The sequence below is a fragment of the Bradyrhizobium sp. 62B genome (assembly GCF_030272265.2).
In the GTDB taxonomy this organism is placed as follows: domain Bacteria; phylum Pseudomonadota; class Alphaproteobacteria; order Rhizobiales; family Xanthobacteraceae; genus Bradyrhizobium.
On record NZ_CP092842.1, the window covers coordinates 493,182 to 515,179 of the forward strand.

General features: G+C 59.2%; 19 protein-coding genes and 2 pseudogenes. 1 reads left to right on the plus strand and 20 read right to left on the minus strand.

Translation table 11 applies throughout. The features are described 5' to 3' along the window. Window positions 1–19: 19 nt before the first annotated feature. From ML401_RS37300 to nifB, 11 genes and pseudogenes are all read right to left on the minus strand, one after another. Window positions 20–316 (minus strand): ferredoxin family protein, encoded by a 297-nt coding sequence (locus tag ML401_RS37300; RefSeq protein ID WP_285812871.1) that lies wholly within the window; start codon window positions 314–316, stop codon window positions 20–22. A gap of 31 nt (window positions 317–347) precedes the next feature. Beyond that, window positions 348–1,655, minus strand: a complete 1,308-nt coding sequence (locus ML401_RS37305; protein ID WP_285812872.1) for an FAD-dependent oxidoreductase — start codon at window positions 1,653–1,655, stop codon at window positions 348–350. 16 nt (window positions 1,656–1,671) lie between these two features. Beyond that, window positions 1,672–2,778, minus strand: coding sequence for an electron transfer flavoprotein subunit alpha/FixB family protein (locus ML401_RS37310; RefSeq protein WP_285812873.1), 1,107 nt, complete (start codon window positions 2,776–2,778; stop codon window positions 1,672–1,674). 18 nt (window positions 2,779–2,796) lie between these two features. Beyond that, window positions 2,797–3,639, minus strand: coding sequence for an electron transfer flavoprotein subunit beta/FixA family protein (locus ML401_RS37315; protein ID WP_285813384.1), 843 nt, complete (start codon window positions 3,637–3,639; stop codon window positions 2,797–2,799). Between the two features lie 182 nt (window positions 3,640–3,821). After that, window positions 3,822–4,133 (minus strand): annotated as a pseudogene (gene nifW, locus ML401_RS37320) (nitrogenase stabilizing/protective protein NifW); the annotation flags it as partial. A gap of 490 nt (window positions 4,134–4,623) precedes the next feature. Further along, window positions 4,624–5,274 (minus strand): nitrogen fixation protein NifQ, encoded by a 651-nt coding sequence (locus ML401_RS37325; RefSeq protein ID WP_285812874.1) that lies wholly within the window; start codon window positions 5,272–5,274, stop codon window positions 4,624–4,626. Window positions 5,275–5,370: 96 nt separating this feature from the next. Further along, window positions 5,371–6,255 carry a nitrogenase iron protein gene (gene nifH / locus ML401_RS37330; RefSeq protein WP_285812875.1) on the minus strand — a complete coding sequence of 295 codons (885 nt, stop codon included), beginning with the start codon at window positions 6,253–6,255 and terminating at the stop codon, window positions 5,371–5,373. A gap of 1,311 nt (window positions 6,256–7,566) precedes the next feature. Beyond that, window positions 7,567–7,881, minus strand: a complete 315-nt coding sequence (locus ML401_RS37335) for a nitrogen fixation protein NifZ (protein WP_285812876.1) — start codon at window positions 7,879–7,881, stop codon at window positions 7,567–7,569. A 338-nt stretch (window positions 7,882–8,219) separates the two neighbouring features. Further along, window positions 8,220–8,660: a hypothetical protein gene (locus tag ML401_RS37340; RefSeq protein ID WP_285812877.1), complete on the minus strand. Its 441-nt coding sequence runs from the start codon at window positions 8,658–8,660 to the stop codon at window positions 8,220–8,222. Continuing rightward, complete coding sequence (locus tag ML401_RS37345) at window positions 8,657–8,896, minus strand: 4Fe-4S binding protein (RefSeq protein WP_285812878.1); 240 nt, start codon at window positions 8,894–8,896, stop codon at window positions 8,657–8,659. Before ML401_RS37345 ends, ML401_RS37340 begins: the two co-directional genes overlap by 4 nt. A gap of 10 nt (window positions 8,897–8,906) precedes the next feature. Then, window positions 8,907–10,463, minus strand: a complete 1,557-nt coding sequence (gene nifB, locus ML401_RS37350) for a nitrogenase cofactor biosynthesis protein NifB (RefSeq protein WP_285812879.1) — start codon at window positions 10,461–10,463, stop codon at window positions 8,907–8,909. 549 nt (window positions 10,464–11,012) lie between these two features. Here nifB and ML401_RS37355 point away from each other — a divergent pair. Next, window positions 11,013–11,880: pseudogene (locus ML401_RS37355) on the plus strand (transposase). Window positions 11,881–12,677: 797 nt separating this feature from the next. Here the strand turns inward: ML401_RS37355 and nifT are convergent. From nifT to nifD, 9 genes are all read right to left on the minus strand, one after another. Further along, window positions 12,678–12,893, minus strand: a complete 216-nt coding sequence (nifT, locus tag ML401_RS37360; RefSeq protein ID WP_128929926.1) for a putative nitrogen fixation protein NifT — start codon at window positions 12,891–12,893, stop codon at window positions 12,678–12,680. Between the two features lie 375 nt (window positions 12,894–13,268). After that, on the minus strand, window positions 13,269–13,589 hold the full coding sequence (locus ML401_RS37365; protein WP_285812881.1) for an iron-sulfur cluster assembly accessory protein: 321 nt from the start codon (window positions 13,587–13,589) through the stop codon (window positions 13,269–13,271). Window positions 13,590–14,475: 886 nt separating this feature from the next. Beyond that, window positions 14,476–14,760, minus strand: a complete 285-nt coding sequence (fdxB, locus tag ML401_RS37370; protein ID WP_376717461.1) for a ferredoxin III, nif-specific — start codon at window positions 14,758–14,760, stop codon at window positions 14,476–14,478. Further along, complete coding sequence (locus ML401_RS37375; protein WP_376717462.1) at window positions 14,666–14,923, minus strand: CCE_0567 family metalloprotein; 258 nt, start codon at window positions 14,921–14,923, stop codon at window positions 14,666–14,668. The genes fdxB and ML401_RS37375 overlap by 95 nt, the downstream gene beginning before the upstream one ends. A gap of 237 nt (window positions 14,924–15,160) precedes the next feature. Next, complete coding sequence (nifX, locus tag ML401_RS37380) at window positions 15,161–15,571, minus strand: nitrogen fixation protein NifX (protein ID WP_285812882.1); 411 nt, start codon at window positions 15,569–15,571, stop codon at window positions 15,161–15,163. A gap of 18 nt (window positions 15,572–15,589) precedes the next feature. Next, window positions 15,590–16,972, minus strand: coding sequence for a nitrogenase iron-molybdenum cofactor biosynthesis protein NifN (nifN, locus tag ML401_RS37385; protein WP_285812883.1), 1,383 nt, complete (start codon window positions 16,970–16,972; stop codon window positions 15,590–15,592). A gap of 11 nt (window positions 16,973–16,983) precedes the next feature. Beyond that, entirely contained in the window at window positions 16,984–18,546 is a 1,563-nt protein-coding gene (nifE, locus tag ML401_RS37390; RefSeq protein ID WP_285812884.1) for a nitrogenase iron-molybdenum cofactor biosynthesis protein NifE, read from the minus strand. A 116-nt stretch (window positions 18,547–18,662) separates the two neighbouring features. Continuing rightward, the gene (gene nifK / locus ML401_RS37395; RefSeq protein WP_285812885.1) at window positions 18,663–20,207 is read right to left on the minus strand and encodes a nitrogenase molybdenum-iron protein subunit beta; all 1,545 of its coding nucleotides are present in this window, start codon (window positions 20,205–20,207) and stop codon (window positions 18,663–18,665) included. Window positions 20,208–20,291: 84 nt separating this feature from the next. After that, on the minus strand, window positions 20,292–21,794 hold the full coding sequence (gene nifD / locus ML401_RS37400) for a nitrogenase molybdenum-iron protein alpha chain (protein WP_285812886.1): 1,503 nt from the start codon (window positions 21,792–21,794) through the stop codon (window positions 20,292–20,294). Window positions 21,795–21,998: the final 204 nt, after the last annotated feature.

Sequence of the window (21,998 nt, forward strand, 5' to 3'; positions counted from 1 at the left end):
GCTACGTTGAGCCGAATTATTAGCCAAACTTGAACAGCACGCCGTAACCACCGCGCGGATAGCTCCACTCGATGTCACCGCTCTCCTCGCAGATCACGCGGCAAGTGCCGCACTCGATGCAGCCGTCCACGGCGACTTCTATCTGGTGCTTGTCGTTGGCTACATAGCAGTGAGCCGGGCAGGTTGTCAGCATGCTCACGAGCTCCGAGGATGGCGTCGTGTGTGGCCGCACCTTGATGTGAGGGCGCCCAGGATCAAGCAGGTAGCGGTTGTAGAATAGCCTGTCCTCGACACGCACGGATCGGTCGGTCGACATGGTTAGCCCTCATGAGGGTGTGAGAGAAGCGTTACCGCCAAGCGCGCGCGAGGCGAACGGCATCACCGAGCAGGCCGCTCCACGAACGGCTGTTGACGAAGGAGTTTAGTGATTGCTTTTCCTTCTCGGCCTTTGGTGTCCCGTCCACCCGCAAGAAATTCTGCATCGATTTCGAGACGAGCTCCGGATATGTCAGAAAAAAGTTCCGGGAATGGGTGTGCATCAGCGCGGGCATGTCCTTGTACTTCCTCAGGTCCTTAATGACGAACGATTGGTCCAGCATCGTCTCGTAAATCGACAGGTTCGTCGCTGTCATTGGGGCTCCGCGCGTTTTGATTTGGATGATCGCTTCGGCAGCGAGTCGCCCCGATGTCATTGCGAGGTTCGAGCCTTCGCGATGCATAGCGTTGTTGAGCTGGGCGGCGTCGCCTACGACGACCCAGCCCTCGCCATATAGCTGCGGAATGGCCTTGAAGCCACCCTCGGGGATGAGATGCGCGGCATATTCCTTGACCTCCGAACCCTCGATCAGCGGAGCGACCGAAGAATGCCGCTTAAAGCGATCGAGCAGACCATACGGCGTCTCACCGGTGCGTGTGAAGTGTGCGACCAGGCACCCGATGCCAAGCGAGATGCATTCCTTATTGGCGTAGATGAAGCCCATGCCTGTCATGCCGCGGGAGATAGTGCCCGCAGCCTCGATGACCACCCCTTCATCCCCCTTAAGATTGAAGCGGGCCTCGATGGCTTCGCGCGGTAGGAAATGCATCTCCTTCACGGCGAGTGCGACGATGTCCGGCGTAGGCCGCTTGCGTATGCCGGCCCGGGTGCCAAGAAGGCCGTTGACGCCTTCCGCAAGCACGACGGCGCCAGCATGGATCTCACCATCGGCGCGGTCAGTCCGCACACCCACCACCTTGCCGTTAGCATCCTGTACTAGTTCGGTTGCCGTTGTCTCGCATAGCACCGTGGCGCCGGCTTCGCGAACTTTCTGCGAGAACCACCGGTCGAACTGGGCGCGGATGATAGTATAGCGGTTCGGCTTTTCTTCGTTGAAGTCGTCGGAGCGGTAGTGCAGGCCGGTGTGAGAGCGGTCGTCCATCATCCAGAAGCGCTGTTCGACCAGATGCCGCTCAAGCGGCGCGTCCTCTCGAAAGTTGGCGACCAGCGTCTCCAGTATATCGGCATAGAGGATCGCACCCTGCACGTTCTTCGAGCCGGGATATTCGCCACGCTCGAGCTGAAGAACTTTCAGGCCGCGCTTGGCAAGCGTGAGGGCTGCTGCGTTGCCGGCCATACCTGCCCCGACGACGATGATGTCAAATATCTCTGCGGTCACGAGGCCTCTCCTTGTCTTATCTTGCGGTCCTGTCGCGCGAATGCGGCGACAGTCGGGCGCGAAACGCCTCGGTTAGGATTGGCAGCAATCGGATCGCGTCGGCAACGATGCCTAAATGCGAGAACTCGAAGATAGGCGCGTTCCTTTCGGTGTTGATGGCGACGATCACGTCGGCGCCATCGACACCGACGCGATGCTGGATCGCTCCTGAGATTCCGGCGGCGATGTAGAGCTTTGGCCTGATGGTCTTGCCGGTTTGGCCAATCTGCCGATCGGATGTGACCCAACCCTTTTGCACCAGGGGGCGCGAGCAGCCAAACTCGGCCCCTAGCACGTCGGCGAGCCGGCGCACGAGCCGAAAGTTTTCAGACGAACCAAGGCCGAGGCCTCCGGCAACGACAACATCGGCATAAGCGAGATTGGATCGTGCGGAATCGCGATCCGGTAGGAACGACAGCACCTTCGTTACGATATCGTCCTCGACAAGTCCGAGCGGGAGGGTGATGATGCGGCCGATCGGCCGCGCGCGGCGTTCTGGCACAGGCATCACGCGCGGCCGGACTGTAGCCATCTGCGGACGGTAGTTCAGCGTATAGATCGTGCAGAGCAGCGAGCCGCCGAAGGTCGGACGCGTCGCGGCGAGCGAACCGTCGGCATCGACGTCGAGCTCTGTGCAATCGGCAGTCAGACCAGTGAGCAATGTCGTTGCGACTGAACCTGCTAGGTCGCGGCCTAGAGTGGTCGCGCCTAGGAGCAAGATCTCGGGCTTGTAGCTATTGACGAGGTTGGTGAGCGCCTTGGTATAGGATTCGTTGCGATAGTCCTTGAGCAGATCATCGGCGACCATATAGACGAGGTCAGCTCCGTAGCAGAAGGACTCGGCAGCGGCGGCCTGCGATGCCTCGCCCTCTTGCCCGATCACGACTGCGGCGAGATCAACTTTGAGCTTGTCAGCAAGCTTGCGGCCAGCACCCATTAGCTCCCAGGATACGGAGTGGACCTGGCCGCGTTCTTGCTCGATGAAGACCCAGACATGTTTGTAGGTCTTGAAGCGGTCAGACAGCTGCTTCTTAGCTGCGGCGCGACCCGAAGGGGAAGCGCCGATTTCAGATGCGGTACTCATGTTGCGTCTTTCATTAGCTCAATAGCCGCGCGCCAGTGCCGCGAGTTCGATCTCGAGGGCCGGCCGGCGCCTGAAAATAGCGTTGATCAATGCCTCCGCGGGCTGCTCGTCAGGCTCAATCATCGTGACCTTCTCGTTGCGGGCGGCGGGTGCGAAAACGCGCTTGACGACGGTGGGCGAGCCGCGCAAGCCGCATTTTGAAATGTCATCAACCCCCGCCTGTTGCGCGCTCCATTTCAGGATGGTCGCGCGGGCAGCGCGCAGCGCATCAGCCATCGCACCGCGGCGGATCTGGTTCGTCGCTTCGAGCATTGTGACCAGGCAGGGGAGCCGTGTCCGAAGCAACTGGACGCCACCCTCAGAGCGTCGCTCGACGTCGATGGTGCGGGTATGCAAGTCCAGTGCGCTGATTTTGCCGACATAGGTGAGCTGAAACAGGCCAAGCCGTTTTGCGATGCCAGGGCCGACCTGTGCGGTGTCCCCATCGATGGTCTGCTTTCCTGTGAAGACAAGATCGGGGGCGCCGAACTCGCTCGAGATCCTACGGATCGCTGTCGCCAAAGCGTAGGTTGTGGCTAAGGTATCCGCGCCCGCGAAAAAGCGATCGGTCAGGAGCACCGCACGATCCGCGCCGAAGGTGAGCGCCTTGCGAAGACTGTCCTCGGCAGAAGGTGGGCCCATAGTCAACACCGTGACTTCGCCGCCGAACTGATCGCGCAACTCAAGGGCAGCTTCCAATGCAAAGAGATCGTATGGGTTGATGATGGTCGGCACGCCCTGACGCATGATGGTATTTGTCACGGGATGCACGCGGATCTGTCCGGAGTCTGGAACCTGCTTGATGCAAACGAGCAAGTGCATGATCTTCTCCAAGACTAATCTCCCCAAAACAGTTCAGAGTGGAATGGCAATCACACCAACCGGAGAACGAGAGCTTTTCAGTCGGCGGAGGTTTCGGGTGTAACCGTTAGGCGCCCGGAGGGCAGTACGCCGCTGCGACCAGGCGTAGCAAGTCCGACTGAGGGCAGTTCAATTTCGTTACCAATCTGCACTAGTACAGGTACAGGCTTGGTGTCGAGCGCGGCGTCCTTTAAGACCTTGAACACGCGCTGTTCAATCGGTGGTGACGTGACGAAATCTGAATATGCGCGCTCAAGCACGAGTTTGCACCGTTCAGTAACGATGTCGTCCGCCAGATCGGTAAGGCTCTCCTTAGCAAGATATTCGCCCATGCGCCTGAGAATGTGCAGTCGCGCAACGTTGACCACTTTGGGATCGTAGTCGACGCCTAACAGCGCGAAGAACTCTTCGGCAGAAGCGGCTTTGCTGAGGTGCGCGATAATTCCATCAGACATTCGAGTTCCTTCGTACTCTGCGGCCTCTACCGGCCGGGTCTGCTTCGCGGGTGCGCTGATATGCCGAGCAATGGCGTTGCGTCCCAACCTCCGGGCCGGCCGCCATCTAGTTGGTGGCGATCTGCACGCCGCGAGTCCGCATCGGCGCGCTCACTCCGGAGGCGTCGGCAACAGTGGCCGATGCTGGTAGTCCGGAGCCGACCGTCGTCGGACGAGTTGGCTGGCACGACGGACCGGTGTTCGCGCAAGTCCGTCACTTCCCCATGAAGCTGTGGCGTTGTTGATGCTTGCGGAAACTGCCGCCGATGCGATCGGCATCGTCTTGCGTTTTTGAGGTTGGCGCTTGGTGTGCCATCGGTCGAGAGGATGTTGTTGGTGGACGAGAGATCGGGACTGATCGGGGTCTGATGGTGTCGGGCGGGGTGCCGTCATCTGCGTCTTTCCATATTCATTCCAATCATCGAAGTGAGCAATGCACGTGCCACCTCAGCTACAGCTTGCGTTCGACCAGGCGGCTCTCACCGCTCTCTTCGCCAAAGCAACGACCAAAATCGGCGCATTGGGTGCAGACTGGCGCCGTGCACATACCGAAACCATCGCGTTCGCAGAGCACGCGATAGAAGAAGCGTTTCCAACGCATATTCCCGGTGTTCCGGCGGGCCAGTGGCGCGAAATGGCGCGTCAGGAGACGGGACAGCTCCGTACGCCCGCGCAGCCCGAGATCCTGCCAGAGGTGGTGAGGCTCCATTGCACGTCGCGCTACCATTGCCGCGAGCCAATGGCCGACGTCGCCGGCAGTCGAACGCTGCGCGAGCAGGAGCTCGCGCAGGACAGCGGTTTCGTCATGGACGTCGGAGGATGAGTTTGGTATCCATGTGAAGGCACGGGCCGCGGCCGCCGGGAAAAAGCCGGCGAGCAGTGTTCTCAGGGCATGCTCTGGAATTCCAACGCGCTCTACGATCGAGCCGCCATCCAACGCGGCAGCGACCAGGATTGAGGCCAGTGCATGACGATCGAAATCATCGTCGGCGCTGATTTCGGCTTCCGCTGGATTGCTGCCCGTGAGCAGTCGATAGAGCGCGATTCCGACCTGTTGCACAACGGCGCTCGGCTCAGCCGATCGAGAGTTCGACACTTCCATGTTACTCGCTTGCACCTTAGCCAAGAAATGCCTCGCCGCTATTGGAAAGACCGCTGGATAGCCGGCCCCCATGAGACCAGGAGACCGGCAGGATTCTTATGGCGTCGCGAGCTGGGCCGCGGTTTTGCCGATCTGGCTCTCGTCTACCGCCTTCATGATCCCGTGTTCCATCAGCATATCCTCAAGCTCGTCCATGCTGATCGGGGTCGGAACAACGCCCTTCCCGCCGTTGGTGTGTATCTTGGATGCGAGGTTGCGATAATGATCCGCCTGCTTGGAGTCCGGCGCATACTCCAGCACCGTCATGCGGCGCAGCTCAGCATGCTGCACGATGTTGTCTCGCGGCACGAAGTAGATGAGCTGAGTTCCCAGCTTCTTCGCCAGCGCGTCCGCTAGCTCCAGCTCCTTGTCGGTCTGACGCTCGTTGCAGACGAGCCCCCCAAGACGGACGCCGCCTGAATGGGCGTATTTCAGAATGCCTTTGGAGATGTTATTGGCGGCGTACATGGCCATCATCTCGCCGGACATCACAATGTAGATTTCCTGCGCCTTGTTCTCGCGGATCGGCATTGCGAAGCCGCCGCAGACGACGTCGCCGAGCACGTCGTAGGATACGTAGTCGATGTCCTCATAGGCACCGTTGTGTTCCAGAAAATTGATGGAGGTGATGACCCCCCGCCCAGCACAACCGACGCCAGGCTCTGGACCACCGGACTCCACGCAGCGGATGTCCTTATATCCGATTTTCATGACGTCCTCGATCTCAAGGTCTTCGACGCTGCCGACACTGGCGGCGAGGCTGAGAATGGTGTCCTGCGCCTTAGCGTGCAGGATCAAGCGCGTAGAGTCCGCCTTAGGATCGCATCCCACGATAAGGATTCTGTGGCCCATCTCAGCAAGCGCTGCGAGCGTGTTCTGGGACGTAGTCGACTTTCCGATACCACCTTTGCCGTAAAATGCGATTTGCCTCAGTGACGACATGTTGTTCTCCATTAAGCGGGTACCAAAAGCACCGCGCAGTCTCGCGTCGCATTGAGCCACCGTCAGAAGCGGCGACCCGGGGATTCGGTAGGGAGAGTTTGGAGCCGCCAGGCGAGCTCTCAGCTCCCACCGTGTTGCTGTATGCGAAGTGCAACTGGTGTGCCGTTGGCTCCGCACGGACTAAGGCGCTGAGTACGCTCGGAAAGTGGTTCGCCCGGAGCCGAAGTTGGAAGGGATGTCGCCTCTACGAAAGTCAGGCCAGTGTGAGGATCCAGACAAAGGAGCGCCGCCATGGTAAGATCACAGCGTATCTGCGCTGCCATAGGCGGGGGGAAAGGTTGCTTCAGGGTGGGCGCTAGCGTTTAGACGCGTCGGTGCAGATCGGTATTGCGACAGTTAAGCAGCCATTGTCCAATGTCTGTGACCGACGAAAGTGGATCAGCTATGCCGCCCAGACCCTGTCACATGGGGGAATCGAGAGCGGCAGCCTCCTCGCCTCAGGCGGAGGCCGACTGTCCCGAAAGGGGCGTAGGCTGGCTGAACCCTGCTCGGCTGCTGTTCGGCGCCTTCTTGATGGAGCGCAGCGCTAAACCGATCGCCTAAGGCAGGAAGCGCGCTCCCGGCGCGAACATCTCGCTGTCGTCGACAAGTGCTACGAAGCCACGGATAAGCGATGAATACCGTCGCTAACGGCTGTTGCAATCATGCAGGTGCTTGAAGACGTTCGTAATGAGGGCAACCTGAACTGCAGGCGTCTCGCCAAAGCGCGATAAAAAGGAGCTTCTGGCGCGAGCAATGGACCGCACAGCGATAGCGCGGCTTCCTTAGGAAGACGCCTGTCACGTTATGGCTGGACTGGCCGCGGCAGGGAAACCCGAGAGCCGAGATAGAGCGAGCCGGGTCGATGCGGCGGCGCCTAGTTACGCCGATGCTCTGGGATATTCTGGTCTTACCCTGGCTGACGAGCGCTGAAGCGAGCGTCGATCGTGAGGCCTCAGACCGGCCATTGGCCAGCGAGATGCGTCGCTCGTGTGCCCTCTCATGTTTCGATGTGCATCCGGTGATGCCTTCGTGCCGCAAGCGCATGCAGTACCGCCCGCTTTCTCGCCTGGGAGGCGACCGACCGCCACCCGCGGAATCAACGATTCGGATCGACAGGTCTGCATAGTGTCGGTCAGCAACATAATGCGCCTAGTTGGTTGGCGCGCGCCTAGACATCGTCGGTCGCTTCTTGGAAAAGACGCGGTCGTGGTGCCGATCGACTGCCCCCTTACGTGCCGGCCACTAACAATTGTCAATCCAGCGCGACTATCAGCACTCGTCCGGTAGTTGGACGTGCCTGATACCGTCGCGCGGCGCAACGCGATCAAGCTCCTTGCGCTTCATCCCGACGCGGCGACCGCTTTCGATGAAATCGACGCCATAAATGTAGAATCGCTGGAGGAAGGTGCCAATCGAGACGACATAGCCGATCTCGCCCTTCACAGCGAGAACATCGCCGATCTCCTTGCCAGCATACGTCCCATCATTTCGAATGGTGCGCGTTGCCCGCACTTTCTCTCCATAGCTGAAAAACGGCTGGGCCGTTAGCTCGATAAAGTCGTCGTCGTTCACGTGGTCGCTCATACTCGCATTTCCTCGCTCCAGCGGAAGGGTGGCCGGCGGCCGCGCGCGTTTTGCACGAGGCTATAATGGCTTTCGGCCCGCACCATGAGCTCGCCAGCCACGGCACGGGCCGTAACGCTGAAATGGATGTCGGATGGCGGGCCGTCAACTGCACTGCAGCGTAGCGTTAGGTAAGCATGCACGGTAGCCATGCGTAAAATGCCTTGGACCACGACCGGGTAGACATTGGCCTCCTCTTATTATCCCTCCAGGGAGCACCGGTGTTAGCCGGTACATGCTAGCGTCTGAATTTTCGCCGGCCCCGCCGGCAACTATCGGCTGCAGGCTGCCATTCTCGATCAGCTTTCGAACTCGCATCTTCGTCGTGCGATGCGGAGCGTCTCGCGACGGCACACCAAATTGCTCGGCCAGGCGTTGAACTGGTAGGCGCCCGCGCTATGGACCGCCAATTCAGACAACGATTGCGTCGACCTGGCGTTCCGGTCGAGAGCCTCGACGCCGCCATAACTCATCATAGTGTCTGTCCTCTCGAACACGCTCAGCAAGACCTTGGCGTCGATTGTATTACTGGGATCGAGCTCCAGTAGCTCCTGGTTCTCGAGCCGCCGCTCGGCGATCCGGCCCGCCGGTCGGGGCTCAGCGGTTACGCTCGGGCGGCTGCCAGGCTGGGAGCAGTCGCCCGAGCAGACCGCGAGCCGAAAGCTGCCTCCAATGCCGCGGGTGCTGCGGGGCATTCTTGACGTCAATTGGCGCGTTGTCGGTATGACCATGAAGGTCATGCTGTTTCCCCTCTAGCAGGCGCCTGGTAGCGCGGTAGCGAGGTATCGATGACGCAGGTTCTGTCCACAGGACAAACGGCCACACATTGGGGCTGGTCGAAGTGCCCGATGCACTCAGTGCACTTCTTTGAATCGATTACGAAAGAGCCATCCCTCTCATGGATTGCTGCATTCGGACATTCCAACTCGCAGGCGGAGCAGCCCGTACATTGCGAAGAAACGATCTTGAATGGCATTGATGTCTCCTCAAGCTGCAGAAATAACCGTGGCGTTGCGACTGGCGGCCTGAATGCGCTGCACGTGTGCAATCTCGCCGCTGTTGACTTTTTCCAGATAGGCTGTGAACCAAACGATCGCCGACTTGACGATGAAGTCATGGGCGAATTGATCGACTGGCGTGATGCCTGCCTTGATCAGGGCCTCCCTCGGGCAGGCGCCGATCTTAGCCACGAACACTGCGTGGCAATCATTGATTGCGCTGATAATCGAAGCCAAGCTGCCCTCCTCGCCGTAGCCGCCCTGGCAATAGACATCGACGCGGCGGTGGCCTACGAATTTCGCCCCTGCCTTCGAGAGCTCGTAAACCTGGAACTCCGCAGCGTGGCCAAAGTGCTCATTGATCAAACCAGAGCCCTTAGTCGCGACCGCAGCCAGCACCTTGATGTCGCTTGACACATCCGCCAGTCCGGCAAGCGCGTCATGCCCTGCCACAATCATGGCGGCGCGCTCCTTCTCGACCTTGGCTCGGTAAGCCTTACGGGTGTCCATATCGTAGTTCAGCTCCATTGACATGATCCTCTCGACGGTGAACTCGGCGGTGCGGCTCTCGCCAAGCAGACCGACAGCGTCAGCGCGGCACTGACGGCAGTGCCGCATCATAATCATCTCGCCTTCGCAGGAGTCTTGAACGGCTTTCAACTCCTGAGGGCTCGGGCCACGCTGACCGCTGGCGCCGAAAGCAGTGCCGTGCTCCGGTGAGGAGATAAGCGGCATGATGTTGTGCAGAAAACCGCCGCGCGATTTCACTACCTTGTTGACCTCCGCAAGGTGGTGGTCGTTAATCCCCGGTATCATTACAGAGTTGACTTTGGTGAGGACACCGCGCTCGGTGAGCATCTGAAGCCCCTGAAGCTGGCGGTCAGTCAAAATCTTAGCCGCTTCATGGCCGGTGTAACGCTTGTGCTTATAGAAGATCCAGGGATAGATCCGAGCGCCGATCTCAGGATCGACCGTGTTGATGGTGATCGTGACATGATCGACGTTGAACTTGGCAATGGCGTCGATGTAATCCGGCAGCATAAGCCCATTTGTGGACAGGCACAGCTTTATGTCCGGGGCCGCGGTCTTGACTAGCTCGAAGGTTTTGAACGTCCTTTTGGGGTTCGCCAGCGGATCGCCCGGGCCAGCAATGCCGAGTACCGTCATCTGCGGGACGGCCGAGGCGACCGCCAGTACTTTCTTGACAGCTTGTTCGGGCGATAGCCTCTCGCTGACCACGCCAGGGCGCGACTCGTTTGCGCAGTCGTATTTGCGATTACAGTAGTTACACTGAATGTTGCAAGCGGGTGCCACCGCGACATGCATGCGCGCGTAATGATGATGCGCCTCCTCGCTATAGCATGGATGGGTCTTCACTTTGTCCCAGAGTCCGGCCGGAAGATCTCCCTGCCCTTTTTGCGATCCGCACTTTCCTTGACCGCCACAACCTGAGGTGCTGCAGCCCTTGTGCCCGACCTGCTTGGTATCGCCGAGAGCGGTGAGGATATCGCTCCTGCTAGCGCCATGTTGAGCTGAAGCGTACATTTGGTCATTCTCCTGGAGACCGAATAGATTGGAAGCTCGGAACTTGCCAAGCGTCTGATGCGTCGTTCTACGGCCTTCAGCAACCTCCGTGCCAGCGTTGGGTCCCTGCGCTGGTGTGCGCCTGCAAGACTGGTCGTTACAGAAGTCGAGTATGTCTGGTAGCCGACGCACGTTGGAAAATGGACGAATTTGGCGCTACCAGAGAGCGCTTCTATCGAAAATGGTCTGCGCATCCCCGGTTCGACCGATCGTATCTGGCTATCATGAGTCAGAGCGTCAGCCCGAACCTGGCCGAGCGCGCAAACCAAAATGAAGAGAATTGAAGCCTAGGGCGCAAAAAGGAGTTCGCTCTAAAGACAGCGTTTGGTCGCGTGCCGAAGGGGGACGCCCGCCAAGCGTAGGGCATCCGTCGCGTTCTAGCAGGCCGTTGAAGAAAAGTCGCTCGCCGCTGATGGTGTACCGTGATCCATTGGCGGCTCCGACAAACTTCTTAGATGGTGCCGGGGTGGCGGCGATAATCGAATGGGCGAGCTGAATAGCTAGCTTGATCTGGAGGCGCGGGTGCGGCGTGATCATCCGCCGCGATTCTAACGATTGTGAACGAGGCGCTGTCGGCGTTGGAGCGGGAGTGCGCTGCGCTCTATTCGCCGATTGGGCGGGCTGCGATCTCGCCGAGTGAAGCTGCTGCGGGCGACGCTGTTGCAGGCGTTTTATTCGATCCGCGCGGAACGGCTTGTGATGGAGCGACTGGAATACCCCCGCTGTCCGCTGGTTTGTCGCAATCGGCGGTGACGACGTGGTCCGGGATGTTCGATGTTCTCGAAAAACGGCGGCCGGGTGCTCAATCGTCAGTCCGAAGGACGGCTCTGGCGAGCCGCCGGCCCGACTTCCGTAGCCAAAAACGCTGGAAGGACCTCCATGCGTCGACCACCAGTCCCGATGCTAGGCGCTACCGCGCTGCCGGAAGGGCAAAGGCAAGAGGACGCCACTGTGGACACGGGCTGATGCAGAACCGCCACGACCGGCTGGCCGACGCCTGCCTCATGCTGGCGGGCATGCCGAATGCATGGCGGCGCTGCACATGATGAAGCCGCGTGCTGAATGGCCGGCGCCTATCACGCTTGGCCTTGGCAAGGCCCACGATGCGGAAGAGTTCGTCAATGAGCTGCGCTCGATGAATGCGACGCGCTGTTTCACAGAATACCAGCGGCCGTAGCTCTGAGTTTGGGGTCGATCACTAGCCGTAAGCCAGCGCATCCGCAAGCGGGTCGAGGAGGCATTCGGCGGGATCAATACGGTTGCCGGGCAAGAGAAGACCAGGTTTTATGGTGGTGAGCGCGCCAAATGGGCCTTTATCTTCGCTGCCACCGCCTACAAGCTGATGCGACTGCCGAAGCTGATCGCGGGACCGGGCTGATGGCTAAGGTGCACGGCTTCGGCTGGAGCTTCGCCGGTCGCAGACGAACATTGTCAAGATGGACAACCGGGACAGAGACTTCCTCGATCTTGTCGAAGAGGCGCATCTCACCTTCGAGGACAACCCCGACAACAAATGTGCCTTCGGTGCCCTGAAGGGCTTCCTTGATGGCTGCCAAGTCACCCGCGACGGATCGCCCCGCATCGAGTTGTCATGTGTCGGCCATGAGCCACTTCTAGATCCAAATCGGCGACGACTTTGCCTTCGTTTGTGGACGCGGCTGAGTTCTTCAACCGCCCGGTAGGTGCGCAGGAGTTGCCCGTTTGCTGCTGCAGGCGAAAAATGTGAAGACCGTAGCCGATGCAGCACGCCTTCAACTCCACCGTAACCGGCCTCGCATAAAATCTTAGTCCCATCCCAATACAGCGGCGAAGATCAAGATCGCTTGAGCAATAAGCTGCCCGCGCGCGGCCATTCGGTAACTGTGGTCCACCTTGGCCTTTGGCGGCTTGCCATCGAAAAAGCCGTGTCAGCGATCATCGCCGAGGTCGGTGCGGGCTACGCCAGGTGGGCGGGGTCAAATGGCAGCGCCCGGAAGAGGGCTTCCCGTTGCGCAATTGTACTAGCCTCTTCTGATTGGCGGCAACTTAAGCGGCGAAAACGAATGTGGCTTGGCGAAGGAGCTTGCAGGGGTGCCCTCTCACGGGCAGGGGCGGACTTGGTGAGGTCTTCTGATGTGCTTCAGCGCCGCGGTGGGGCCGGCGAATTCGTCTATGGGGCGAGCGCATTGATCACTCCTATCCCTCTCCGCCCCGCTTCCTGGCGCTGATCGTGATGGGCAACTGGGTGTCGGAGGCCATGTGCGGCAGGTCGAGCACCCAGCCATTGGCGATCTTGATCCACCCGCCCCACAGCGTCTCGTGCTCGGCTTCGACGATTGGCTCCTCGAGATCCTTCTTCGGCACGTAAATCGACAGACCGGTCTCGGTTGAGCGGCGGATGGTGACTTTCATGATCTGAACTTCTGGTTGCGGGAGCCGCTGCTCGTGCGCTCTTTGCACGGCGGATGCGATGCTCTCTGTTTCCATAGGGACTCGGGCAGTGCGTGCATCACGTCGCCAATTCGCTAGTCGTTGTCTAGTGCGGCAATGAAAATCGAGCTGCGCCGCACCGGACGTACGGCGGCACCTTCATCGGGGTGGCACGTAGCGCCGTCGGCCCGAAGGCAGGCAGCTGCAGATGCCCGCGCAACAGAGATAACGCATCATCGCGTCACCTCGATCTGTTTAAAGGTTCACCGTCTCATCGATGCGCTCACGCTCCCCTTTTGTTCATCCCGGCACTGCCTGCGATGTTCGAATTGGACGAACATTTCATCCGAGCGCTGCTCAGCCGAACGACCGTCCGCAGGAACAGCGTGAGTTCACATTGGGGTTATCAAACGTGAAACCGGAGCCATCCAGACTCACGACGAAGTCCATGGTGGTGCCGTTGAGGTGGTTCAGGCTCTTGCGGTCGACGAACAGCTTAACGCCGTGACGCTCGATAACAGTATCGTCCGGATTGGCTTCCACGGCGAGGGCCATCACGTACTTGAACCCGGCGCAGCCGCCGGTTTCGACTATGATGCGCAAACCGCTCGTTGGTTGTGGCGCCATCGAGATCGCTGCCTTCACAGCATTCACCGCGCTCTCCGTCAAATCAATCATCGCACGTCCCGCTGTTATGGATCGTTCGACTGATCGCAACTCTCGTGCCAGAGCACAGAAGACGAAAATCACTGGCATTTCGCCGCCACCGGCCGTTGCTCCGCCTCGCGTGTCGGATCTGCGACAACCGGCGTCGGTGGCGCAGAAGCGGAATGGCACGGCGGTACCGGGCGTACCGCACACAGCAGTCCGGAATCCCATGTATCAAAACGTTCGCCGAATGTAGGCTGACGGCAGGAAGGCGGCCGAACACCATCGCGCCTGTGATAGGTCGGCGGCGCTAGCTCTGTCGCTGTCGGCGGCTTCGTCCATGGCTGTGTACTACCATCCCGCTTCGCCTTCTTCGAGGTCGATCGGACGAGACTGCGAACGGTTCTTTTTCGTTTTCTCAACGCTGCCGTGGCGTACCGCAAAGCTAGGGCGTCACGGTCAGCGCGTCGTCAGCGATGATCCGCGTGGTGACGAATAGTTCGCTGTCGGCGATGCGTTTGCCGAGCCTTGGGCATTAAGCACATCTGCGCTAAGCTCCATAACACTAAGAACAAAGTGCTCAGGAGTTGCCCATCTGGTTGCAGCAATACAACTTGCACCGGGAGCATGGTGGTACAGGCGCACAAACGCCGGTTAGCGGGTTCGGTCTGTTCAAGGACAACCTCTCGAGGCTCAGAGCACGGTCGCACGAGGCAGCAGACCGTCGTCAGGTTCGCGGGGCTCCGTGTGTTCTACAGTTCCAAGTAGAACAGTTACGCGGGGAACGGGTGCGATCGGGTTCGTCGCAGTGATGTTCGGCGCCGAGCCGCACCCGGGTCGACGGATGGCTTGCGGAGGGAACGCTGCCTCAAACGGCGGCGGATCGACCGGCTGGTTCGTCCGCTCCGGCCTGGGTTCAAGCGGCCGGGGTGTGAGTCTGGCAGTTCGCAGGACAGATCCGCGCACAGGCGCCGCAGCCGATGCATGCACCGGCGTCTTGCATTACCATGGCCTTCCTCTCTAAATCACCATCCTCATCATCGAGGCCGATGACCTCGCCATCCTCGTTGATGCCCTTCAGCGTCATGACTTGCCGGCCGCAAACCTTATAGCAGCGGCCGCAGCCGATGCACTTCTGGGGATCGATTGATACCAGATAGTCCGGTATCCAGGCTCGTCCGTCGCGGGTTACGTAGGACATGATTGCGATCATTTTGCGCTGTTTTCTGTCTCTTCTGTTTGCGCTTGCGATCGAGCTTGGTGAAGGCATCATGAGCCTTCTGCGCGACGCTCAGGATCGAGGTCCAGTTCGGCGTAAGCGCCGTCGATAGATCGTGCAGGTCCGTCTGGCCTGCGCCGCTCAGCCGACAAACATATTAACCGTGGCTGCGAGCTTGCCGAAATCGTCGAAGTCTAAGCGGTGCACGTCGCGTGGCTGTTTGTTGATGACGATGAAACCGCCCGCCGAGCAGGTCCATGCGCTCAAATTCTTCGGGGTGCATCTCTATCATGGGCAAGATCATGACGCCAGTCTCTTGCTCGATTGCGAGCGCGAGCGACTTGAGTCGCAGTGCGGGAGAAAGCGGGTTAAGCAGTGTCTGTCATGGAAACTTCCTGCAGTCGTCAAAATGGAGGGGGGCTTTGCTCGTGCCTGCGAGCGCCTTGCGCAACCAGGGCGGTGGGGAGCCCTTCAGCGCATCTTCGAGCTTGATGCAGAGGGTCTCGATCGCCTCGCGCTTGATCACCTTTAACGGATGGATTTTGTTGGCAACCACCCGCGCCGCGGCCGAGCCGCCGATCGCAGCGACATAAAGGATCGCGCAGTCCTTGATGGCGTCGATTTTCGGCGTCAGCTTATCCTTGCTGCCATCTTCCGCGAGATCGTCACCGAACTCGATGACCTGTAGGATGCGGTGAGCGTCCGGATTGACGTCGTAGATAGCGATGTTCTTGGCCCAGCCGAAATGCGCATCCACGCACTTCAGATCCTGGGTGGCAAAGGCGACTTTCAAGATCTATTCTCCTTTGGGTTATTGCGGGTAGGACGGGACGGTCTTGAAGTCGCGGTCAACGCTTCGCCAAGTATCGGGCGTCGGCTGGTGGTTCGCCTCGCGATCGGCAATGACAAGATTGGCGAGGCCGAAGATGAGATCGCGCGTGCCGCGGTAGCCGACCGAGAGCTGGTGGCCGGCGCCAAGACGATCGAACATCGGGAAGCCGGCGCGAAAAAACGGGATCTTGAGGCGCGAGGCCGCCTGGCGGCCGTGCGAATGGGTGATGAGGAGATCGCAGCCGTGGGTCTTGGCAAGCTCCTCGAGATCTTCGAGATCTCCGATCAGGACCTCCTCCGTCCTGATACGCTGCAGCACGGGCGAGGCTGTTGTGGTCACGGCGACTGCGATATTGGCACCCATGTCGTACAGCATGCTGGAGAGATCGAAGAGCAAGTCCGGCTCGGCGCCGATCGCCAGCTTACGGCCCCCGATGTAGAAATGCGCATCCAACATAGCATCCGCGAGTTGGCCGCGCTGCCGGCGGTACTTTAGCGGAACTGGCCGCTCACTGATCTTGCTCAGAAACGCGATGAACTCGTCGTTGGGAACGAGGCCGCAGAGGCGGTCGAACAAGCGAAATCGTACCCCTGTCTTCGCATACATGGCCTCTGCCGCACGTTGCATCTGCGCGCCGATCGCGATCGTCCATGCCGCCTGCCCCATTGTCGCAATCTCGTCGACCCCGATGCCGCCGATGGTGGTGGGCGTGAACTCATCGGGAATGTGACCGTCGAGCGAACCGGCTAGGTCCGGCAGGAAGGATGGTTTCAGTCCGAAATCCTCCAGGATCGTCCGCAGCTCATTGAGATCGCCTGGCGTGAGGTGGCAGCCCGGCAGAACATTGATGCGAGTGGGATCCCGCGCCCGACCCGTCTCGACGGGATGGACCAGAACTTCTACCATTCGTGCGACCGTCTTATCCCAGCCGTCCTGGAACGCGCCCTTGAAATCCGGGGTCGAGACGTAAACCAGAGGAAGCCTTTCGAGCTGCGGGTGCTTTTGCCGGATCAGGTAAATGAATTGTTCGACGTCCTCTCCCTTTATCTCGGTCAGGCCGGTCGAATTGATTCCGATGAGTTCCGGTTTTGCGCCATTGTAGATGTTAAGTATCGCCTGTTCGACATTTTCCTGACCGCCGAACACGGCCTCGACTTCACTCATTGCGGTGGTCTGCATCGGCACTGCCTCCCTGAAGTGCCGCACGAACAGGGTCAGGCCGAATGAGGTGCAGCCCTGGGAGCTGTGCAGCAGCGGCATCGCGCCGCGTAGGCCCATAAAGGCGAAAGAGCCGCCGATCGGCTGGCTCATCTTGAGCGGATTGACCGTGCAGGATTTCTCGGAGGTGGAGACGATGGCCATTGGCAGACGCCCTATTCCGACGCCTGGACGGCCCATGTCGCCTGCGCAGCGGAAATGTGCCCAACGACCAACCTGCCCGAGGCATTGGCGCGTTCCTTGAATCCGCCGGCGCTGGAATGACCTCGCACGGCGGTGAAATTCTCTGCGGCGTGCGAATCCGTGTGCGGGATGTTGGTCTGCCGATTGACCTCCGCTTCGTCCCAAGGCGCGGGACGGCGTAGTTGGGTCCATATCGGATTGTAGAGCGCCTTATCAATCTCCTCCATCAGCTTGACCATGCCGATATACCCCATGTACGCCTGAGAACGCTCCTGGTTGATGTCAAGCCAAGGTATCATCGCCTTCAGCGCGACGAACTGCGACTTGCCGCCGGAGAGCATCATATCAGCCCGGGAGTTCATCAACATTTTGTAGATGTCGCGCGGCGCCGCTTCCTCGATCATATGGGCGTGCCGGCCCATCAGCTCCTTGATGCGGTCTTTGTCCTCTTTGGTGGACTTCTTCACGGAGGTGCCGGCGATCTCTAGACCGGCCTCCTGCAGCGCCGCGACCACCGACCACGACTTAACACCGCCGGTGATCAACAGAACCTTCTTACCCTTGAATCGTGGTTTGAAGCGCTCGATCGCCGCGCGTACCTTTGCTTCCTCACGCATGATGACAGCCTCGGTACGCCCTCCAAGCTCCAGCGGCGCGCCGCGCTCGATCAGCATGCGGGCGATCGTCCGCAAGGAGTTGCTGGAATCCTGCACGCCGTAGAACGAGCCCTCGAAGTAGGGAATGCCGTAGCGTTCCTCCATCTTACGGGCGACGTTTATCATCGCCTTGGAACACACCAGCATCGCAGCCTTTGCGCGATGCGAACAGGCCAGCTCGCGATATTTCCCATCGCCGGAGATACAAGAAAGGATGCGGATGCCAAGTTCATCGAGCAGCGGTTTGATCTGCCAGAACTCGCCGGACAAGTTGTATTCGCCGATGATGTTGATGTCGTAGGGAGTGGTATAGTCCGGTTCCTCAGTGCCGATCACATGCTCAAGCAGTGCCTCGCCGGCAAGCTTGTTTCCGAGGTTCTTCGACCCGACGAACCCCGGCGAATCTACGGGGATGATAGGCTTACCGAACTTGGCCGCAGCAGCCTTGCACACGGCCTTGATGTCGTCCCCAATCGCGGCTGGCACGCAGGTCTGGTAAACAAAGACAGCCGGCGGATCGAACTTGCCGATCACCTCTCCGATCGCTTGATAAAGGCGCTTTTCGCCGCCAAAGATAACATCGGTTTCGTTCATGTCGGTCGTGAAGCTTCGGCGCCAGAGATCGGAGCCTGAGGAGGCGCTGCCTCGGTTGTCCCAGGAATTGCCCTCGCAGGCGATTGGGCCGTGGACCAGATGCGCAACGTCGGTGAACGGCTGTAGCGCGATTTTGGCGCCGTCGAATGCGCATCCGCCGGCCGCCTCTCCTGGCTTCACCTGCCTAGTGCACCCCGTAGTACGTTCGGCCGCCGTTTTGTTGTCGTTCCTGCCACAACCCGGCTCGTGGAAGACGTCCTCGATGGCGGACGTGTCGACGCTCATACGTATCTCCTATTTCTTCGACCCGCCGCGCGAGCCTTGTGCCGCGATGTGGATCTTTCTGGCTAGACGCCGGCCGTCGACCCTGCTCTGGCCGGCGCTAGACCACATCAGTTACGTCAGCGGATGATATCAAAGCTATAGTCCGCTCCAGTCCTGTCCATCTGGTCCAGGATCTTGTCCAGTATCTTGACAAGAACGTTTATGCCGCCCTGATAGCCCCAGACGGGATACCGATGTTGATGGTGCCGATCGAACACAGGGAAACCGATGCGGATCAGTGGCGTCCCGGTATCGCGCTCGAGGTACTTCCCGTAGGTGTTGCCAATCAGGTAGTCGACCGGCTCAGTGCACAATAGCGAGCGCATGTGCCAGAGATCTTTGCCGGGATATGCAGAGCAGTTCTTGCCGAACAGTGAACTAGCAAACAGATCCTCCATTTTCTCTGCCCAAGCCTTGCCACCATTGGTAGACAGCACATGAGCCGGCTCTGCACCGAGCTCCAGGAGGAATGAAGAGAGCCCGTAGCAGAGATCCGGATCGCCGTAGATCGCGAACTTCTTGCCGTGCATATACGCACTGGAGTCTGCCATGGCGTCGACGAGACGGCCGCGCTCCCGCTCCAATGCCTTCGTGATCGGCTTGCCGGTCATGCGGGACACAGTCATTAGGAATTCGTCGGTCGCGCTGACACCGATGGGATAGTTGAAGGCGGCAACCTCATGACCGTGCCCCTCGACGAAGGACAGTGTCTTCTCGGTGCAGTGTTGCTGCATTGAGATCGTGGCTTTGGCATGGATCGCGTTAGCCGCGTCCTCCAGGGTCGTTCCGCCATCATACATCCGGAACTCGCCGTCGGTCGGAGTATCGAAGACATCGCTGTTGTCGGCGAGTATAGTATATTCGATTGCCATCAACTCGAAGATGCGCTTAATTTCCCGGATGTTTCCGACTGTGTACCCGTCGAACCCACCAATGAAATTAATCTTGCCGTTCACCTTGCGCTCTAGTTTGGAGGCGGTGCCTGCCTTGCCATCCCAGAAGTGCTCAAGGATGCTCTTGAGCGCATTGTCATACCCGGTCACGTGGCTGCCGACAAAGGCAGGTGTATGAACGAAGGGAACATCGTATTGTGCCGGAACAGACCCCTTCTCCTTCGCTGTCTTGATGAAGGCGTTGAGGTCATCACCGATCACTTCGGCCATGCACGTAGTGGAAACCGCGATCATCTTTGGCTTGTATATGTTGTAAGCGTTAGCAAGCCCGTCGATCATGTTGTTTAGACCACCGAACACCCCGGCGTCCTCAGTCATCGAGGAAGAGACGCAGGAGCTTGGCTCCTTAAAGTGCCTCGAAAGATGACTTCGGTAATATGCGACGCAACCCTGTGAGCCGTGAACGAAGGGCAGTGTGCCCTCAAAACCGGAGGCAGCGAACACCGCACCTAGTGGCTGGCAGGCCTTGGCGGGGTTCACAGTCAACGCTTCACGCGCGAAGTTCTTCTCGCGGTATTCTCGCGTCTTTGACCATTCGCTGATCCGCTCGACTTCCCTTGGGTCATGCGGGTTCTCGAACAGCGCCTTCTTGTTGGCGAGCATTTGCTGATATTCCGGACCTCGGAATAGATCCAAGTGATCGAGCACGTGTTCGGCATTCTGTGTCAACGCGGCACTCTCCTTTTCGGCGATTGGTTTATCGATTGGGTTGGCCCGCCTTCTCGCAGCGGCGGAGCCAGATCTGCATTCCCTTTATTCCGCGGCCATTAGGCCTGGCGCTGGAGTATCCTTCCAAGGTGCCTTGAGTTTCTTCCAAACGGGCGAGTTTATTGCCATGTCCATGTCACGAGCGAAGATCGCGAAGCCGTCATAGCCGTGATAAGGACCGGAATAGTCCCAGGAGTGCATTTGACGGAACGGAATGCCCATTTTCTGGAAGACGTACTTCTCCTTTATGCCGGAGCCGACGAGATCTGGCTGAATGGTCTCGACGAAACGCTCAAACTCGTAGCCCGTGACGTCGTCATAGATCAGTGTGCCGTCCTTTAAGTAGTGCTGAGCAGTTCGCTGGTAGTCGTCATTATGGCCGAATTCGTAGCCCGTTCCCACGACCTCCATACCAAGGTCCTCGTAGGCGCCGATTACGTGGCGGGGACGCAAGCCGCCGACGAACAGCATCACTGTCTTGCCCTGTAGGCGGGGGCGGTATTTCTCAATTACCGAATCCATCAGCGGCTGGTACTTGGCGATCACACGCTCGGCACCTTCCTTGATTTGTTCGTCGAAGAAGCTGGCAATTTTGCGCAGTGAGTCTGCGATCTTGGAAGGGCCAAAGAAGTTGTACTCGCACCATGGAATGCTGAACTTTTCCTCCATGTGTCGGGAGATGTAGTTCATCGAACGGTAGCAGTGCAATAGGTTGAGCTTTGCCTTGGGCGTTGCTTCCAGCTCGGCGAGGCTGCCGTCGCCGGACCATTGCGCAATCACGCGCAGGCCCATCTCTTCGAGCAGGATACGCGATGACCAAGCGTCCCCACCGATATTGTAGTCGCCGATGATCGTGACATCGTAGGGCGTTGACTCGAACGTGGGTGTCGCTTCCGGCGACACTCTGTCCAGGATCCAGTCCCGCAGCGCATCGTTGGCGATGTGGTGGCCAAGCGACTGCGAGACGCCGCGAAAACCTTCGCAGCGAACCGGTACAATGGTCTTGCCATTGTACTCCTTTGACTTCGCCTTCGACACAGCCTCGATGTCGTCGCCTATAAGGCCGATCGGGCACTCGGACTGAATCGTAATGCCGTGGTTGAGCGGAAAGAGCTCCTGAAGTTCGTCAATGACCTTACCGAGCTTCTTGTCGCCGCCAAACACGATGTCTTTCTCCTGGAAGTCGGAGGTGAACTGCATGGTGACGAAGCTGTCGATCCCGGTCTTGCCTATGTAGTAATTGCGGCGTGCAGCCCAGGAATATTGGCCGCAGCCGACCGGACCGTGGCTGATGTTAATCATGTCCTTGATCGGACCCCACACGACCCCCTTGGAGCCAGCGTATGCACAGCCGCGAGTCGTCATTACTCCGGGGATCGACTTCAGGTTCGACTTAACCCCGCAATCGGGCTTACCCGCCTCGTGTACGTTCAGGTGTTTGGCACGGCGCTTGGCGGTCTTTTCCGGGTAGATTTTTAAGGCCTCATCGATCAGTTGCTTGTTGCGGGCCTTCATCTCCGCGGCGCTCTGGGTAGTGACTATGCTCATACGAATTCCTCGGTTGCCGTGTTTGAACGATCGGGCGCCTTGCGCGGCGCGCCCTTCTCGCGATCTATTAACGCGAGGCTGCATTGGAAGGTGTTTGCAACAAGTGTGCCGACGGATAGGGAAGGAAAACGGCCGGAGGCAGACAGCGTCGATGCACCCGATTGTCGCAAAGCGGACGTAGCCGCGTGCTGATATGTTCTTACT